At 73.7% G+C, this 16,085-nt stretch carries 13 protein-coding genes and 1 riboswitch; of the genes, 4 read left to right on the forward strand and 9 right to left on the reverse strand.

The features are described from left to right. Positions 1 to 576 precede the first annotated feature (576 nt). Positions 577 to 2,154: a hypothetical protein gene (locus RM572_RS27330; protein WP_311676066.1), complete on the forward strand. Its 1,578-nt coding sequence runs from the start codon at positions 577 to 579 to the stop codon at positions 2,152 to 2,154. A gap of 44 nt (positions 2,155 to 2,198) precedes the next feature. On the opposite strand, the gene RM572_RS27335 is transcribed toward RM572_RS27330, so the two are convergent. From RM572_RS27335 to RM572_RS27345, 3 genes are all read right to left on the reverse strand, one after another. Next, entirely contained in the window at positions 2,199 to 3,452 is a 1,254-nt protein-coding gene (locus RM572_RS27335; protein WP_311676067.1) for an MFS transporter, read from the reverse strand. After that, on the reverse strand, positions 3,445 to 4,593 hold the full coding sequence (locus tag RM572_RS27340; RefSeq protein ID WP_311676068.1) for an aromatic ring-hydroxylating oxygenase subunit alpha: 1,149 nt from the start codon (positions 4,591 to 4,593) through the stop codon (positions 3,445 to 3,447). Before RM572_RS27340 ends, RM572_RS27335 begins: the two co-directional genes overlap by 8 nt. Positions 4,594 to 5,069: 476 nt before the next feature. Next, positions 5,070 to 6,227, reverse strand: coding sequence for a glycosyltransferase family 4 protein (locus RM572_RS27345; RefSeq protein WP_311676069.1), 1,158 nt, complete (start codon positions 6,225 to 6,227; stop codon positions 5,070 to 5,072). A gap of 85 nt (positions 6,228 to 6,312) precedes the next feature. On the opposite strand from RM572_RS27345, the gene RM572_RS27350 reads away from it, so the two are divergent. Continuing rightward, positions 6,313 to 7,650: a glycosyltransferase 87 family protein gene (locus RM572_RS27350; protein WP_311676070.1), complete on the forward strand. Its 1,338-nt coding sequence runs from the start codon at positions 6,313 to 6,315 to the stop codon at positions 7,648 to 7,650. On the opposite strand, the gene RM572_RS27355 is transcribed toward RM572_RS27350, so the two are convergent. The 5 genes from RM572_RS27355 to RM572_RS27375 form a co-directional block, all read right to left on the reverse strand. After that, the gene (locus RM572_RS27355; RefSeq protein WP_311676071.1) at positions 7,604 to 8,824 is read right to left on the reverse strand and encodes a hypothetical protein; all 1,221 of its coding nucleotides are present in this window, start codon (positions 8,822 to 8,824) and stop codon (positions 7,604 to 7,606) included. The genes RM572_RS27350 and RM572_RS27355 overlap by 47 nt on opposite strands. Positions 8,825 to 8,894: 70 nt before the next feature. After that, entirely contained in the window at positions 8,895 to 9,929 is a 1,035-nt protein-coding gene (locus tag RM572_RS27360) for a C40 family peptidase (protein WP_311676072.1), read from the reverse strand. Between the two features lie 237 nt (positions 9,930 to 10,166). Next, positions 10,167 to 11,198 carry a C40 family peptidase gene (locus tag RM572_RS27365; RefSeq protein WP_311676073.1) on the reverse strand — a complete coding sequence of 344 codons (1,032 nt, stop codon included), beginning with the start codon at positions 11,196 to 11,198 and terminating at the stop codon, positions 10,167 to 10,169. Between the two features lie 336 nt (positions 11,199 to 11,534). Continuing rightward, entirely contained in the window at positions 11,535 to 12,893 is a 1,359-nt protein-coding gene (locus RM572_RS27370; protein WP_311676074.1) for an NYN domain-containing protein, read from the reverse strand. A 40-nt stretch (positions 12,894 to 12,933) separates the two neighbouring features. After that, positions 12,934 to 13,233 (reverse strand): hypothetical protein, encoded by a 300-nt coding sequence (locus RM572_RS27375; RefSeq protein WP_247597780.1) that lies wholly within the window; start codon positions 13,231 to 13,233, stop codon positions 12,934 to 12,936. Positions 13,234 to 13,374: 141 nt separating this feature from the next. On the opposite strand from RM572_RS27375, the gene RM572_RS27380 reads away from it, so the two are divergent. After that, positions 13,375 to 14,097 carry a rhomboid family intramembrane serine protease gene (locus RM572_RS27380; RefSeq protein WP_311676075.1) on the forward strand — a complete coding sequence of 241 codons (723 nt, stop codon included), beginning with the start codon at positions 13,375 to 13,377 and terminating at the stop codon, positions 14,095 to 14,097. After that, positions 14,094 to 14,375 carry an Lrp/AsnC family transcriptional regulator gene (locus tag RM572_RS27385; protein WP_027766048.1) on the forward strand — a complete coding sequence of 94 codons (282 nt, stop codon included), beginning with the start codon at positions 14,094 to 14,096 and terminating at the stop codon, positions 14,373 to 14,375. Before RM572_RS27380 ends, RM572_RS27385 begins: the two co-directional genes overlap by 4 nt. Before the next feature lie 124 nt (positions 14,376 to 14,499). Here the strand turns inward: RM572_RS27385 and RM572_RS27390 are convergent, their stop codons facing one another. Beyond that, positions 14,500 to 15,846, reverse strand: a complete 1,347-nt coding sequence (locus RM572_RS27390; RefSeq protein ID WP_311676076.1) for an aminotransferase class V-fold PLP-dependent enzyme — start codon at positions 15,844 to 15,846, stop codon at positions 14,500 to 14,502. Between the two features lie 47 nt (positions 15,847 to 15,893). Continuing rightward, a riboswitch (SAM riboswitch) is annotated at positions 15,894 to 16,012 on the reverse strand. Between the last annotated feature and the right edge of the window lie 73 nt (positions 16,013 to 16,085).

Genomic DNA, 16,085 nt, shown 5'->3' on the forward strand with positions numbered 1-16,085 from the left:
GGTGGGAAGTCCTCCATCAGTTGAGTCCTTGGGAGAAGTCCCGGGCTCACCGGTCCCCGGCGAACGGAGTCCGGCCCGGGCTCACCGGACCCCGGACATCCAGGTCCCCGTGCGACCTGCGCTTTCGCACGGCGGCAGCCGGGGCGAGGCCGGCGCGGGTCGTCGCGTTCGGACGTCGCGGCGCGGCGGGGCCCGGTTGCCGAGCCTGTCGCCCGAGGCGTGGACGGCGGTCGTCGGGCTCGACGCACGACGGGCGAACCGACGTTCCGGAGACCGTCGGCATCGGGGCGGGAGCGGGGCGCGGTGCTCACCGCACCCGGCCTTCTTGATCTTCCGCCAACTGGTTCTCCGCGGCGGGTTCGTGCGCGCAACACCTCGCGGCGGCGGGTTTCGGGTTACGTGCTGCGGCCCGGGGGCGGGTGCGGGTGCGGAATTGACCGGTACGGGTGAACGGGCGGGAGTTCACGGGCCCTTGGGCCGGACGGTGCGTACGGTGGGCACGGCCGGAAGATCGTTCGTGGTGGACGACCCGGGCTGCGGGACAGATGCGGACGAGGGAGAGCGGGGAAGAGCGGCATGGCCGAGGCCACGGCGGACGAGAAGGACGAGCGGGTGCTCGGGCGCAGGTGGACCGTGCGTCTGGACGCCGCCGGGCGTGGCACCACGGCGGTGCGCGTCTCCTGCAATCGCTCCGCCTGTCCCGACGAGGCCTTGCCGGACGCGGCCGCCGGACGCGGGGCTGCGGTGGCACATCTGAGGGCACACCTGGACGCCGCCTCGCCGCCCCGCGCCGATGCGTACTGCGCGTGCCGGGCCGGGGGTTGCGCGGCGCACATCGACCAGGGCGACGGCCGGGGGCGCGGGCGGACCGCCGAGCCGTGGCGATGCGGCGGCCCGGTCGTGCTGGCCGTGGTCAGCGACCGGGGAGGACGCTGGTGGCAGGCCCTGGAGTGCTGCACGCGGTGCGCGGCCGCGTTGCCCCGCGCGAGGACCGTCGCCACTTCCGCCGTCGCCACCTCTGCCGTCGGATCCGCTCCGGTGGTCGGCGGCCAGGCCGCCGGAGGCCCGAGGGCCGCCGCCGTCGGCACTCCGCACTTCTCCGACGGCCGGACGCACACCGGTCCCCCGCCCGCGCGCGCGGCGCGGGAGGTGCCGGCGCCGCGCCCGGCGCCTGCCCGGCGGCGTCAACGCGGGAAGATCGCCCAGCGAGCCGTCCCGCCCGACCTGCGGCCCGTCGTCCTGCGCGACGAACTCATCGAACTCGGGAACCTCTTCCGCCGCTACCAGCGGCGCACCGAGCCCGACCTGGCTGTGCTCGGCGACCTGCACGAGCGCAAGGCTCGCGCCTTCATCGCCTGGGCGCAGGTCACCGGCGACCCGGAACTGCGGGCGGAGGCGGAACGGGCCGAGCAGTCCGCGGCGACCGTTCGCATGCAGCACCGGCACCGGAACGGGGAGCGCACGGAGGAGGACGAGCCGGCGGTCGCCCGGCTGCTGACGGCTCCGGGACAGTGGGAGCAGGCACGTGCCGTCCTCGCTCACGTCGCGGGTCACACTCCGCTGCCCGGCGCGCAGGCACGGCTGCTGGTGCTCATGCTGACCCTGCGCACGGCGCACTCCGGCACCGGCAACCTCGTCGGACAGGATCTCGCCGGGCTGGGTCTCGACGATCCGGAAGCCCTGGCCGAGCAGTTGACCGACTGCGGCTGGCTGCGGCTTCCCGGTACGGCGAGCGACCTGCTGGCATCCCGCCCGGAGAGCCCCACACCGGTCACGGTGCCCTCCCTGGTGCCCGGCGGAGGCGTCTCCGCCCCCTTCACCTTCGGCAAGAAGGCCCGTGCCAAGCTCTCCGGCTGGGGCCAGCGGGTGGTGTCGGACAAGAAGCTCCGCAAGCGCAAGGCACCCGCGCCCGTCCGGCTGCTCGCCCTGACGCTGGCCACCCGGACCGACGCCGACGGTCTGCTCGGGGCGGGCGACGAGGGCCTCACCCTGGAGTCCCTTCTCCGGCAGGTCCCGGTGGAGCCGGGTGAACTGGCGGACCTGGTCGACCGGTTGACGCAGGCCGACTGGCTCACCGACGCAGCTCTCACCGACAGTCACCTGACCGGCCGGCTGACCGAACGCGTCCTCCCCCTCACCTGCCCCCTGGTCTGAACCGACCGCGAACGGCCGTCGGCGTCGGGCCACGGGTGAGCGCGCTACGGATTCGGCGACGAGGGCGTACGCGGGTGCCGGGTCGTGAACGTGACGGGTCGGCACCTGGTCTCGCTGGCTGCTTGGCAGGCTGTCAGACCGACCGCGGCGACCGCCGTCATCACGGTGAGCGACCCGCTCCAGCCGAGCCCCCCGTCGAGGAATGCGCCGATGAGCGGCTGCAGGGCCGCTGAGGCTCCGAAGACGCCGGCGTTGAGAACCGCGAGGGCCGTCGCTGCGATGTCCGCGGGCACAGACTCCTTCAGCGCGGCGAAGGAAACGGTCACTTGTGAGGCTGCTGCACCCAGCGCGGCGTAGAGCACCAGGCCTTGCCAGCCCGCTTCCCAGGGGAGCGCGGCCAGGCAGGTCCAGCCGACCACCGCGAGGGCACTCGTGGCCTGCAGGAACGGTTTGCGTCTGCCGGCCCTGTCGGACCACAGCCCGATGCCCAGGCACCCGACGCCGTAGACGACGAGCGCGGTCGTCGTGTACCAGGCAGCGGTCGTGTTCGACAGGCCGCGCGTCTCGGTGAGCAAGGGGATGCCCCACAGGCCGGAGAAGGCGTAGAAGGTGCCGTTGGTGCCGACCGTTGCCAGCAGGAGGGGCCAGAGTTCACGGCGCCGCAGCGCGCCGGAGAGACCGCCCCGCGCGTCGTGGCTCCTGACGACGCGCGGGACGGGGCTGTGGGGCGGGCGGTTGCGGACCATGACGGCGACGGCCAGGGAGAGCAACAGGCCGGCCGCGGCGGCCGCGGCGAACAGGTGCCGCCAGTGGTAGTGCTCGAGAAGCCACGCCGTGGGAGAGCCGGCGGCGACGGCACCGCAGGTGGCGAGCAGCATCGTGACGCCGGTGACCAGGCCGTAGCTCTCCGGGCGAAACCAGTCGGCGTTGTACTTCATGATGCCGACGAACACCGCGGACAGTCCGGCGCCGGTGAGGAGGGGCCCGACGGATGCGGTGACCAGGTTCTGGGCGCCGGCGAGGGTGAGGGAGCCGACGGCGGTCACCGCCGAGCCCAGAGCGACGCAGCGGCGGGTGCCGTAGCGGTCCACCAGCAGCCCTGCGGGGATCTGGGCCACGGTGTAGGTCCAGAAGTGCCAGGACGCCAGGGCACCGAGCTGTGCGGCGGTGGCGTGGAGGCTCGCGGAAAGGACGTCGGCGAAGGTGGCGGGCGCGAAGCGGTGGAAGAAGCCGAGCAGGAAGCAACCGGCCAGGACCGCCCACCCCGCCAGCCGACGCATGCGAGCGGGCTCAGACACCGAGTACCCGGTCCAGGATCCAGTTGTCCAAGCGGTGGACGACGTGCTCTTCCGGGACGTAGCAGCCGGGGGCGGAGCCGTTGAGGCCGCGCTGCTGGTACTCGGTGATCCAGTCGTCCTCGTCGACGACCTGGTTGAGGCGCTTGTAGTAGCGCTTGGACACCTCGTCGAAGTCGGGGCGCGCAAGGGTCGAGGCGGGGAAGGAGTACCCCACGCGGACGCGGGTGCGGGTCGCGGAGTCCGGGAGCTTGTGGATCCACCACATCACGTCCTGCGCCGTGACGAGGAAGAAGCCGGGCAGCAGAAGGGAGAAGTGCGCACCCCGGGTTGCGGGCCCGCTCAGGCCTGTGGTGTGCGGGAAGCCCGACTTCCGTTCTCCCGGGTGCAGGGCGGGCGTGTGCGCGGACTCGTGATAGACGCCGATCCAATCGCCCTCGGAGGCGGGAACGGTGACGGGCTGTTCCCCGATCGATCCGCGATGAATGTGCTTGGTGTGGAGAGTCTCCATGTCGACCTCGGCATAGAGTTTCCAGTTGGAGTCCAGCGTGTACTCCCGCTCCTCGGTCGCCACCATCTGGGCGGTCTGGTGCGGGACAGCGACGGTGGAGAGGTAGTTCCCGAGGTAGGCGTCCAGCGGGGCCGCGGTCTTCGGGTCGCCGAGGTGAACGAAGATCAGCCCTTCCCTCACGCCGGAGGGAACCTGCAGCAGGTCCTTGCCCAGCCCGGCGAGTTCGTCCCGCCGGTACCCCTCCAGGCCGGGTGCGTGCTTGAGCACGCCTTCGAGGCTGTAGGTCCAGGAGTGGTAGGGGCAGCGCAGGCCGCGGCAACTCCCGGACGGCTCCCCGACGACCAGGGAGCCTCGGTGGCGACAGGAGTTGCGGAACACGCGTACCTGGAGGTCGTCGCCACGCACCACCAGGAGCGGCTCGTCCAGGAGACGCAGCGTGCGGAAGTCCCCCGCGTCGGGAACGGAAGAGGCCAGGCCCGCGAAGTGCCAGGCGGGCCGGAACATCGTCTCCATCTCCCGCTCGAACCACGTCTGGTCGGTGTACACCCACCACGGCAGCGTGGCCGCCTCTTCTCGCGGCAATCGGGTCTTCTCGTACAAGGCCGGATCGAGCACGTCCCGTTGACTGCGCACAGTACATCTCCCCCTGACTCTCGGTGCGGACGGCTGTGAGGAGATCACGGCAGGGGTGGGCGAGCAACAAGAAATGATCTTCGCAAGACGCCTTTGTCGCCCGATGACCGACGTCCGTAACGGTTGACCGTTAAACCAGCCCCCTTTTCTCTCCCCGGTCGGCAGGTTCCGCATCACATCCCCCACCCCGCGCTCGAGGCTCCCCGGAGCCCTACGCACACGAGTCGACGGCTTCCGCCGACCGTGCGCCGTCGCATGGAGTGACGTCTGGCGTGACTCCCACCACATCGATCTCCACCGCTCAGAACGCGCCAACGACCGCAGCGATCTCGGCCACTCCACCCGCTGCGCTGACACAACCACTCCCCCACAACGGTTCTCCGCGGCAAGGACGGAGGCTCACGCTGAATCCGCCTGCGGGTGCCCGAGTTGCGTCGGCGGGCCGGCGCCGCCGACGCCGGTGGCGGGCGGAGCCGCTACAGCAGCGCGCGGAGGTGGTCGGCGAGGAGGTCCCAGCGCCAGTGGGACTCGACCCAGGCCCGTCCCGCCGTGCCCATGCGGGTGCGGAGCGCGGGGTCGGCGAGGAGGGTGACGATGCGGTCCGCGGTCTCGTCCGGGGTGCCACCGCGGACGACCCAGCCGGTCTCGCCGTCCCGGACGGCGTCCGGCGCGCCGCCGGAGTCGCCGGCGACGACGGGGAGCCCGGTCGCGGAGGCCTCCAGGTACACGATGCCCAGACCCTCGACGTCGAGGCCGCCGCGCCGGGTGCGGCAGGGCATGGCGAAGACGTCGCCGGCCCCGAAGTGCGCGGGCAGGTCCTCCCACGGCACGGCGCCGGTGAAGTGGACGGACCCGCGGACGCCGAGCCGCGCGGCCTGCTTCTCCAGGTCGGCGCGGTAGGGGCCGCCGCCCACGACGAGCAGCACCGCGTCCGGCTGTGCCGCCAGCACCCGGGGCATCGCAGCGATCAGGGTGTCCTGCCCTTTGCGGGGCACCAGCCGGGAGACGCACACGACGACGGGACGGCCGGCGAGGCCGAGTCGTTCGCGTACGGCGTCGCCGCCCGAGCCGGGGTGGAAGGTCTTCTCGTCGACGCCGGGCGGCAGCTGCACCATGCGGGCGGCGGCTTCGTCGCTCAGTGCGCGGGCGATCCGGGAGCGGGTGTATTCACCCAGATAGGTGAGCGTGTCGGTGGTGTCGCCGATCCGTCGGAGCAGCCGGCGGGCGACCGGCAGTTGCGCCCAGCCGGCCTCGTGCCCGTGGGTGGTGGCCACGATGCGTTCCGCGCCGGCCCGGCGCAGGGCGGGCGCCATCAGTCCGAGCGGTGCGGCGGCGCCGAACCACACGGACCGGCAGCCGTGTTCGCGCAGCAGGCCGACGGCCCGGCGGGTGACGCGCGGTGTGGGCAGCAGCATGGTCGTGCGGTCGCGGACGACGGTGAAGGGCTGTGCGGCGTCGAAGGCGGCGGTGGCTTCGGCGCCCTCCCGTCCGCGTTTCCAGGTGGAGGCGTAGACGACGACGCGCTCGGGGTCGAGGCGCTGGGCCATGCTGTGCAGGAACGCCTGGATGCCGCCGGGCCGGGGCGGGAAGTCGTTGGTGACGATCAGCGTGGTGCGCGCGGCGGTCGTGTCCATCGCCGCCGACAGTACCGGGTGGCCCCGGCCCGCCCGGCGGCGCCGTGGGCCGCCCCCGGCCCGACGCGGCGGTACTGTCTGCGGCATGCGCCTGTCCACCGCCGCCGTCACGGCCGTCTGGATCGCGTCGCGAGCGGTCCTGATGCTCCTCGTCCTCAAAGTGATCACGCTGCCGGGTCCGGACGTGACCACGGACGTCTCGGTGATCTACCACGGCTGGTACGAGGTGCTGCGCGGTGGAACGTTCCCACAGGGGGACGTGACCTGGCAGTACCCGCCGGTGGCGGCCCTGGCGGTGACCTCGCCGGCCCTGCTCCCCTTCCTCGGCTACACCACGGCGTTCTTCGTGGTCGCCTGCGTCGCCGACCTCGTGGTGTTCGCGTCGCTGCTGGCGGCGGGCCGCGGCCCGGGCCGGCGGCAGGCCGGTGCGTGGTGCTGGGCGGTGGGGCTGCCGCTGCTGGGGCCCACGGCGTACGCGCGGTACGACGTGCTGGTGGCCGCGGTGGCGGTGGCCGGCCTGCTGGCGCTGCTGCGCCGGCCCGCGGTGGGCGGGGCGCTGGCGGCGCTCGGGGCGCTGCTGAAGGTGTGGCCGGTGCTGCTGCTGGTGGGCGCGCCTAGGGGGCGCCCCACGCTGGTGGCGTGGTCGGTGGCGGCGGGCGCGGCGGCGCTGCTGGCGCTGGCCTTCGCCATGGAGATGCCGGGGGCCTTCCATTTCCTCACCCACCAGCGGGACCGCGGTGTGGAGGTGGAGTCGCTGGGGGCGCTGGTCTTCCACGTGGCGCGCCACTTCGGCTGGGAGGGGCAGGTCCTGCTGCGCTACGGCTCGGTGGAGTTCCTCGGGCCGTACGTGGGCCTGGTCGGCACCGTCTCGCTGGTGGCGAGCGCACTGGCGCTGAGCTGGCTGCTGCTGTGGCGGGTCCGGGCCCGGGCGTGGACGGCGGCGACCCCGGCGGACGCGGCGTTCGCCGCGGTGCTGCTGTTCGTGACGACCAGCCGGGTGATCAGTCCGCAGTACATGGTGTGGCTGGTGGCGGTGGCGGCGGTGTGCTGCTGCCTGCGGGCGAGCCGGATGGGTCCGCCCGCCGTGCTCGTGGTGCTCGCGACAGGGGTGACGCTACTGGAGTTCCCGGTGTATTTCGGCGAGGTGGTCGGCAGTACGGGGCTGGGCGTGACGCTGCTGGCGGTCCGCAACGGCCTGCTGGTGGTGGCGACGGTGTGGGCGTGCGTACGGCTGTGGCGGGCGACCGTGTCGGAGCCGCGACGGGCGGCGGAGCGTACGGAGGCGGCGGCCGCGTACGAGGGGCGGGTGCCGGCCCGGCACGGCCCGCGTCCCGTCGTGGCGGGCGGCACGGGCGCCGGGGGCGCTGCGGGCCGGGCTACGGGGCCAGCTCCGCACGGAGAGCGGAGTGCCACATCCGGATGAACGCCTCCCGGTCCACGGCCAGTACGTCCCGCAGGGCACCGTCCACGGCCTCCGCCGGGCCGCCGTCGGCGGCGCCGACCGCGCGGTAGAAGGCCGCGAGCCGGCCGGCCCCCCACCGGTCGGCGATCATGCGGCAGGCCAGCCAGCTGCCCTCGTACGCCCGGGCGAGCGCGTCGGAGTCGCCGGTGAAGCGGAAGTCCGCGTCCGGCGGCAGCCGTCGGGGCAGGTCGCCTGCCCGTACCGCTTCGGCCAGGGTGGGCGCGGCGACGGACGGGTCGGCCCCGGTGCCGCGGTAGCCGAACCAGTCGGCGAGTCCTTCGGAGAGCCACAGGGGCGTGCTGCCGTCCGTATGGTCCCGGGTCGCGACGTGCGCGGTCTCGTGCGTGAGCACGACCTGCCGGCCGCGGTCGCTCAGCAGCACGTACGCCTGCCGGTTGACGACGATGCGTTCCCTCTCCCCCGGTTCGCCTCCGCGCGGGCCGGTGGTGACGGCGGCGATGCCCTCGTAGGTGGCGGGTTCGCCGTCGAGCAGTTCGGCCATCCCGTCGACGGATGCGGGCACCAGGACGACGGTGCGGCGGGACCACGGGTCGGGCCAGGCGGCGGAGACGGAGGGCACGGCCCGGTCGGCACGGGCGGCGATGCGCCGCAGAGTGCCGTGGTCCACGGTGCCGAGCACCAGGCTGTGTTCGCCGTGCACCACGCGGAGACGGCCCTGCTCCCACAACTGCCGTCCCGGCCCGTGACGTTCGCCGGTGATCCACCAGCGGCCGTCGTGGCGCCGGAGCGCGAAGGTCTCCTTCTCGACGACGGGAGGGCGGTCGCGGTCCCCCAGCCGGTAGCGCAGTTCGACCACGGCGTCCGCGCGCTCGTGGTGCGTCCGGACGCTCCGCACCCGGTACGTCCAGGTGGCCACCGGAAGGCGGGCGAGGTTGGCTGCCACGGTGCGCTGCGCGGCACGGTAATCGCCGGAGCGGGGGTCCACGGCGGCGAGGTAGCGGGAGGGGTCGGCGTCGCGCACGGCGGCGGCCTGCCGGTCGAAGAGGGCCTGAACGGCCTGCTCGGTGTCCCGGGCGGAAGGGTCGGGACCGGTGCAGCCGGCCGCGCCGAGGAGCAGCACGGCGACCGGCGCGCACACGGCGGCCCGTACGGACGCGTGTCTCCTGCGGTGCACGGGGGGGATGCTACGCGAGGCGGCACCTTTCGGGGCGGCGAGTGAGGTGCGGCCCGTCGGGGCCGGCCGGTCAGGGGCGGGTGACCGCGGAGACCGGCATCATGCCGACCGGGTCGTAGCGGACCTGGGCGCCCGGGTACGGGGAGTGCACGACCTGCCCGCCGCCGACGTACATGGCGACGTGGCTGGCGTCGCTCCGGTAGATGACGAGGTCCCCGGGGCGCGCCTGGGAGAGCGGCACGCGCCGCCCTGCGCCGCTCTGGCCCTGCGAGGTGCGCGGCAGGGCCACTCCGGCCTGGGCGTAGGACCACTGGGTGAGGCCGGAGCAGTCGAAGGCGCCGGGCCCGGCCTGCCCCCAGCCGTAGGGCGAGCCGACGACGCTGCGGGCGGCGGCCACGGCCGCGGCGGCGCGGGCGGAGGAGGCGGCGCCGGTGAGGACGGGGGCGCGGCCGGTGGCGCGCGAAGCGCGGTCGTGGGCGGCGCGGTCCGCCGGCGACATCCGGTCCAGCAGGCGCTGCGCGGCGCCGAGTCTTCGCTGCACTGCCTTCTTGTGGCGCTTCAACGCGGCGCTGCGCCGCTCCAGTTCGGTCAGGTCGCGTCCCGCTTCGGCGCGGTACTGGTCGAGGACCCGCTGGGCCTCGCGCAGTTGCCGCAGCCGGTCGGCGTTGCGGGCGCCGATGCGGTCGAGGGTGGCGGCCTTGTCGAGGAAGTCGTCCGGGGCGGCGGAGAGCAGCAGGGCGACGGAGGGGTCGACCCCGCCGTTGCGGTACTGGGCTCCGGCGAGCGCGCCGAGGTCGTCGCGCAGCCGGTTGACGACCGACTGCTTGCGGGCGGCCTGGTCCTGCACGTTCGCGATGCGGTCGCGGAGGTCGTCGACGTCCTCGGACGCGGCGTTGTACTTCTCCGTGGCGCGTTCCGCCTGGGTGTGGAGACGGTCCACGCGGGCCGCCACGTCCTGCGGCGCGCCGCTGCCCGGGTCGGCTCCGACCGGGGCCGTGGTGAGCGCGGCGACGGCGCCCGCGGCCGCCGTGAGGGCGGCGACGCGGACGGCGGGCCGGCCGGTGAGGGCCGTGCCGGGGTGACGGGGTGACCGGTGCGAGACCACGGGTCACGCTCCTTCCGCTGGGCTGGGCGTAGGCCCGATTGCCCGGCAGAATGTAGCGGCGCCGACACGGAGGGTCCACGCGCCGGGCCGGAGGAGGCGGCGGTCGTGGCGTGCCGCACGGACGACAGTGCAGGTCACCGTGGCGGCTGCGGACGGGAAGGCGTCAGCCTCATGCACGACGAACCACCCGTACGAAGGACGGGTGGTTCGCGGCGTGAAGGGGAAGGCGGGGCGGCGTCAGCCGACGCGGACGCCGTACATGAACGGCATGTTGTTGATCGACTCGTAGCGCACGTTGGCACCCGGCTTGGGGGCGTGCAGGATCTGGCCGTTGCCGGCGTACAGGCCGACGTGGTGCAGGTCGCCGTAGAACAGCACCAGGTCGCCGGGCTGGAGCGCGCTGCGGCCGATCTGGGCGCCGGCGCTCGCCTGGGACTGCGAGGTGCGCGGCAGCGAGACGCCGGCCTGCGCGTAGGCCCACGAGGTGAGCCCGGAGCAGTCGAAGGAGCTGGGGCCGGTGGCGCCCCAGACGTACGGCGAGCCGATCTTGCCCTGCGCGGCGCCGAGCGCGGCGGACGCGCGCTGCGAGGCGGGGACGTCGCTGCCGAGGTCGACGCGGTCGGAGGCGGCGCGGTTGGCGCGGGCCTCGTCGGCCTGCATCTCGGCGCGCTGCTCGGCGGTGAGGGTGTTGAGCAGGTCCCGGGCGTCGGAGAGCTTGCCCTGGATCTTCTTCTTCTTGCTGCCGAGTTCCTTGCGGGTCTCGGAGAGGTCGTCCAGCTTGGTGCGGGCCTCCTCGCGCTTCTGCTCGAGGGTGCGCTGCTTGCCCTGGATCTTGTCCAGCGCCTCGCTCTGCTTGGTGCTGAGCTGGTCGAGGGTGGAGGCCTTGTCCAGGTAGTCGTCCGGGTCGGACGAGAGGAACAGCTGGATCGAGGGGTCGACGCCGCCGTTGCGGTACTGCGCGGTCGCCATCGAACCGAGGCCGTCGCGCAGGTCGTTCAGCTCGCCCTGGCCGCGCGCCACCGAGTCCTGGAGGTTGGAGATGTCCTTGTTGAGCTTCTCCTGCTTCTCCTTGGCGCCGTTGTACTTCTCGGTCGCGCCCTCGGCCTCTTCGTAGAGCTTGTCGACCTTCGCCTTGACCTCGTCGAGGGAGGGCTTGGAGGGCGCCGCCTGCGCGCTCTGGGAGGTGAGGGCCACGGCTGCGGCAGCGGTCGCCGTCATGACGGTGACACGGGTGCGACTGGGCTGCTTGGGACGACGGTGGGACGCCACTGGGGCGAGCTCCTTCTTCCTCAGCCGCCTGCCGGTCGGTCTTTCCGGCCCCACTCCCCGCTTGGGCGGCGGCTCGTGGGACGAGGCGGTACCTCCGCTGTCACCCCGGATGAGTGATCGGTTTCGCGGTGGTTCGAGCCCAGAGATTAGCCACGCCCATCTGATCGGATCAAATCCCTCAGAGAAATTACCGTGCGGATCACAGGATTCTTTACTCTCATCACACGCGCAGCGACCGCCACTTGACAGCCCGTAGGAGCAATACGGGGCAACCGGACACAACCGTCCCATCGGGCGCACCGGGGACAACTGCCCCCATGTGCACGCCGGGTGCGGTCAGGTACGGCCGAGGCGGCGCAGCAGCAGCGCGGAGGACACCGGCCGGGCCCCCGCGGCGGCACAGCCGTCGGCCACCTCGCGGTCGGAGGAGACCACGACCACGGCGCGGCCCGGCGGTTCGGCCCGCACCAGCCGGCGGATCAGCTCGTCCGCGGTCTCCCCCGGCTTGCTGAACAGCACCCGCACCCCGCGCGGGGGCGCCAGCAGCACCGGCGCGGCGAGTTCGGCCCCGTCGAAGACGCAGGTCATCTCCGCGCCGGTCTGCGCGGCGAGCACCGCGAGCCCGCCGAGGAGCCGCAGCCGCTGCTTCTCCAGCGGCATCGTCGGATAGCCGGTCTTGGTGACGTTGTAGCCGTCGACGACGAGATGCGCCTGCGGCAGCGACAGCAACTGGTCCAGCAGCGCCGGGTCACTCTCCGACAGGGCCCGGGCCGCGACGTCCTTGGGGCTCATCCGGCCGGGCTGCACCGCGTCCACGGTGTCCGCCGGGCGCAGTTCCGCCGGGGGCAGCGCGAGTTCGCGCCGCAGGCCCTGGGCCGCGTCGAGCACGGTGTCCAGCAGCAGCCGGACCCGCATGTCCTCCACGCTGCGCCCCTCACGGGCGGCGCGGCGGCCGGCTTCGAGCGCCGACTCGGTCTCCGCGAGCCGCGCCTTGAGCCGGCGCACCTCGCCGTCGGTCGCCGCCTTCTCCGCCGCGTGGGCGGCCCGCTGCTCGTCCCTCTCGGACCGCAGCTTCCGCAGGGCCGCCTCGCCCCGCTTCACGTCGCTCTGCGCGCTGCGCAGCTTCCGCTGCACCGCCTCCAGGTCCTTGCGGGCCGCCTCGCCCTCAGCGCGGGCGCGTTCGGACTCGGCGCGCTGCGCGGCGCGGGCCTCGGACAGTTCCTCGCGCAAACGCGCGAGTTCCCGCTGCGTCTCCTCCCCCGCCTGTTCGGCCTGGGCGCGCTGCGCCTCCTCACCGGCCGCCGTCACCTGCTTCACCCAGCCCGGCGGGCGCAGCACGTAGGCGAGCGCCGCCACGTCCACCGGGTCGGCGGCGGCCGGCGCGCGGCCGGCCTCCACCGCCTCCGCCAGTTCGGTGACCATGTCGCGGAGCCGTACGGCGACACGCCGGCGGAACACCGGATCGCTCTCCAGCGCCGCCGCCATGGCATTGCCGCCGAACTTCGCGCGGCGCTGCGGCGTGAACCGGGCGTACTGGCGCAGCGGCCCCGGCAGCTCCGCCACGGTCAGGTCGCCGATGGCCTCGCCGGTCAGCGCGACGACCCGGCGCCGCACCCTGTCGGGCAGCGGGCGGTCGAGCGACTCGTCCGGCGGCACGCGTGCGTCGTCGCGCTCACCGTCGCTGTGTTGCTCCACCGCTCACACCTGCCCAGGTTCCTCCGACCGCCGCGCCGTCTCAGGCCTGTGCTCCCGAGGCACCCGGGGCTCCCGAAGATCCCGAAGCCTCCGGTGCCTCCTTGGCCTCCGCGCCGGGCCGGTCCACCAACTCGATCCGGTCCACCGCGTCGCACCAGCGGCAGCGGACCGACTCGATGCTCTCACTGCGTACGTCCCGCTCCTCGACGGTCGGCTCGCCCGCCAGGTCCAGATGGACGAACTCGACCACCGTGCTGGAACGGGTCACGTCGAACCGGGTCAGATTGCCGCACAGCGTGCAGCGCCAGCGTGTCGTCCTCGTGGGCTGGGGAACCGCCATGATGTCGTCCACACTCCTTCGGTGCCGGCCGTCCGGGGACCCCATCGTCTCCACGGGTGTACTGCCGGTCACCTTACGACCTCGGGCCCGCAGCGCGTGTCGGGCGGACCCCGCCGTGGCCGACCCGTCATCATCCGCTGCATGTCCGCCACCGGTACCCGCCCTCCTACCCGCTCGGTGCGCGGTCACCCCGTGGCGACGTACACCCTCATCGGCCTCTGCGCCGCGGTCTTCCTGCTGGGCCCGGTAGCCGGGCTCGGCACGGGCGGTGAGGGAGCCCTGTACCGGGAGCAGGCCTCCTACTACCGGCGCTGGGGCGTCGTCCCCACCGAGTTGTGGAGCGGCGCGGCGCGCCCGTTGCTCACCCCGCTGACCTCGCTCTTCGTGCACGGCGGGTGGCTGCACCTGCTGAGCAACCTGCTCTTCCTGTTCGTCTTCGGCGAGAGCGTCGAGCGACGGACGGGCGCGATCCGCTTCACCCTCTGCTACCTGGTCGTCGGCTACGCGGCGATGCTCTGCTACGCCGCCGCGCACCACGGCTCCGACGAGACCCTGGTCGGCGCGTCGGGGGCGATCTCCGGTGTGCTGGGCGCCTTTCTCTACCTGCTCCCCCGGGCACGGGTGACCAGCGTGTTCCCCTTCCTGTGGTTCCTGCCGCTGCGCTTCCCCGCCTGGCTGGTGCTGGTGTTCTGGCTGGCTCTCCAGTGGCTGGCCGCGCGCCACGACACGGACGGTCCCGGCGTCGCCTACCTGGCCCACGTCGTAGGCTTCATGCTCGGCTTCCTCTACGCCTGGCGACGCTTCCGCACGGCGGACGCACCCGGCCGCCCGGCCGCCGCCCCCGACGAAGGGATCTCACCGTGATCACCTCGATCGTGCTGATCAAGACCAGCACCGACCGCATCCCCGAGATCGCCGAGCAGATCGCCGCCATCGAGAGCGTGAGCGAGGTGTACTCGGTGACCGGGGCGCACGACCTGATCGCGATGGTGCGGGTGGCGCGGCACGACGACCTGGCCGACGTGATCCCCGGGCACATCAGCAAGGTGCCCGGAGTGCTGTCGACCGAGACGCACATCGCGTTCCGCACCTACTCCCAGCACGACCTCGAGGCCGCGTTCGCCATCGGCCTCGACGCGTAGCCCCTCCGGGGGGTGATCCGCGCCGCGGGCACGCCCCTCGCCGGGCTCCGCCTCGGGCCCGGTCCTCCCTGGCCGGACGGGCTGGTCTCGCGCCCCGTCCGGCGAGGGAGGACGGATGACCGCGTCAGCGACGGGCGGCCAGCGAACGGACCGCGCGGACGAAACGCTCGACGTGCTCGTCCGGCGTTCCCGCCCCGAAGCTGACCCGCACCGCGTTGAGCGCCCCTGCCGAGGGCGCACCGCAGTCGCCGCCTTCGTCGTGCCCCCGCCCCAGCAGGTTCCGCAGCAGCGGATGCGCACAGAACAGTCCGCTGCGCACCCCGATGCCGTACTCCGCCGACAGCGCGTCCGCGAACTCCGTGCCGTCCCAGCCGTCCACGACGAACGACACCACGCCGACCCGTCCGGCGGCGCGGCCGCCTTCGCCGCCCCCTCCGACGCCGTCTTCGCCGCGGTCGAAGAGCGACAGCACCCGGACCTCCGGCACCTGGGCCAGCCCGTCCAGCAGGACCTCCAGCAGGGCGCGTTCGCGCCGCACCAGCAGCTCCAGCCCGGCCTCCGCCAGCGCGCGGCACGCGGACGCCACCGCGTGAGCACCCACCACGTTCGGAGAGCCCGCCTCGTGGCGGGCGGTGCCGGTGTGCCACGCGACGTCGAGGCCGCCGTCCGGCTCGCGGGCGACCCGGCGGCTGGCGCCGCCGCCGGCCAGGTAGGGCTCGGCCGCGTCGAGCCAGTCGGACCGCCCGGCCAGCACACCCGCACCGAACGGGGCGTACAGCTTGTGGCCGGAGAAGGCGACCCAGTCCACGTCGAGCCCCGCCACGTCCACCGGGTGGTGCGGGGCGAGCTGCGCCGCGTCGAGGACCACCCGCGCACCGTGCCGGTGCGCGACGCGGGCCAGCTCGCGGACCGGCCAGATCTCCCCGGTGACGTTGGACGCCCCGGTGACGCAGACCAGCTTGGGCCCGTCCGGGCCGCCGTGCAGCGCCGCTTCGAGGACGGACACCGCCTGCTGCGGGCTGCGCGGCGTGTCCAGCACGGTCGTCTCACAGCGGCGCCACGGCAGCAGCGCGGCGTGGTGCTCGCTCTCGAAGACGAAAACCCGTGTGCCGTCCGGGACCACCGCCGCGAGCAGGTTCAGCGAGTCGGTGGTGCCCCGGGTGAAGACGACCTGGTCGTCGGCACGGCAGCCGAGAAACGCGGCGACCGTCGCACGGCTGCGCTCGTACAGGTCGGTGGACAGCTGCGACAGGTGGCCGGAGCCGCGGTGGACGCTGCCGTAGTAGGGCAGGTAGGCGGCGACGTCGTCCCACACGCGGCGCAGCACGGGGGCGCTGGCCGCCTGGTCGAGCGCCGCGTAGGTGACCTCCGTGCCGTCGGCGACGGGCACGAGGACGTCGTCGCCGAGGACGGGCAGCGGCGTCGCCGCAGCGGTGCGAGCAGCGGCGGGGGCAGGGGCGGAGACGGACATGTGCAGAGCACTCCCTCATGACCAGGACCCCTGGCTGTGTGAAGAGGGATCCGCGCTTGCCGCGGACCTTGCGTGTCCGCGACCTGGTCATCACCCGGGGCACCCCGCCACGGAAGGAGGGTTGCCGGACAGCGGGCCGGGGCCTTCGTCGCTGTCACTCGTGACCTGGACGGCAGTATGCCACACGCCCCCGACGGGTCGCGCCGACGGCCCCCGCCACCGCGAGCGGCGCCGGGGGC

Origin of the sequence: Streptomyces hazeniae (genome assembly GCF_031845485.1) — a bacterium.
In the GTDB taxonomy this organism is placed as follows: Bacteria; Actinomycetota; Actinomycetes; order Streptomycetales; family Streptomycetaceae; genus Streptomyces; species Streptomyces hazeniae.

Coding starts and splice junctions, on each gene's coding strand:
- RM572_RS27330 (WP_311676066.1), top strand. CDS start 577: ATGGCCGAGGCCACGGCGGACGAGAAGGACGAGCGGGTGCTCGGGCGC.
- RM572_RS27375 (WP_247597780.1), bottom strand. CDS start 13,233: ATGGCGGTTCCCCAGCCCACGAGGACGACACGCTGGCGCTGCACGCTG.
- RM572_RS27380 (WP_311676075.1), top strand. CDS start 13,375: ATGTCCGCCACCGGTACCCGCCCTCCTACCCGCTCGGTGCGCGGTCAC.
- RM572_RS27345 (WP_311676069.1), bottom strand. CDS start 6,227: ATGGACACGACCGCCGCGCGCACCACGCTGATCGTCACCAACGACTTC.
- RM572_RS27390 (WP_311676076.1), bottom strand. CDS start 15,846: ATGTCCGTCTCCGCCCCTGCCCCCGCCGCTGCTCGCACCGCTGCGGCG.
- RM572_RS27350 (WP_311676070.1), top strand. CDS start 6,313: ATGCGCCTGTCCACCGCCGCCGTCACGGCCGTCTGGATCGCGTCGCGA.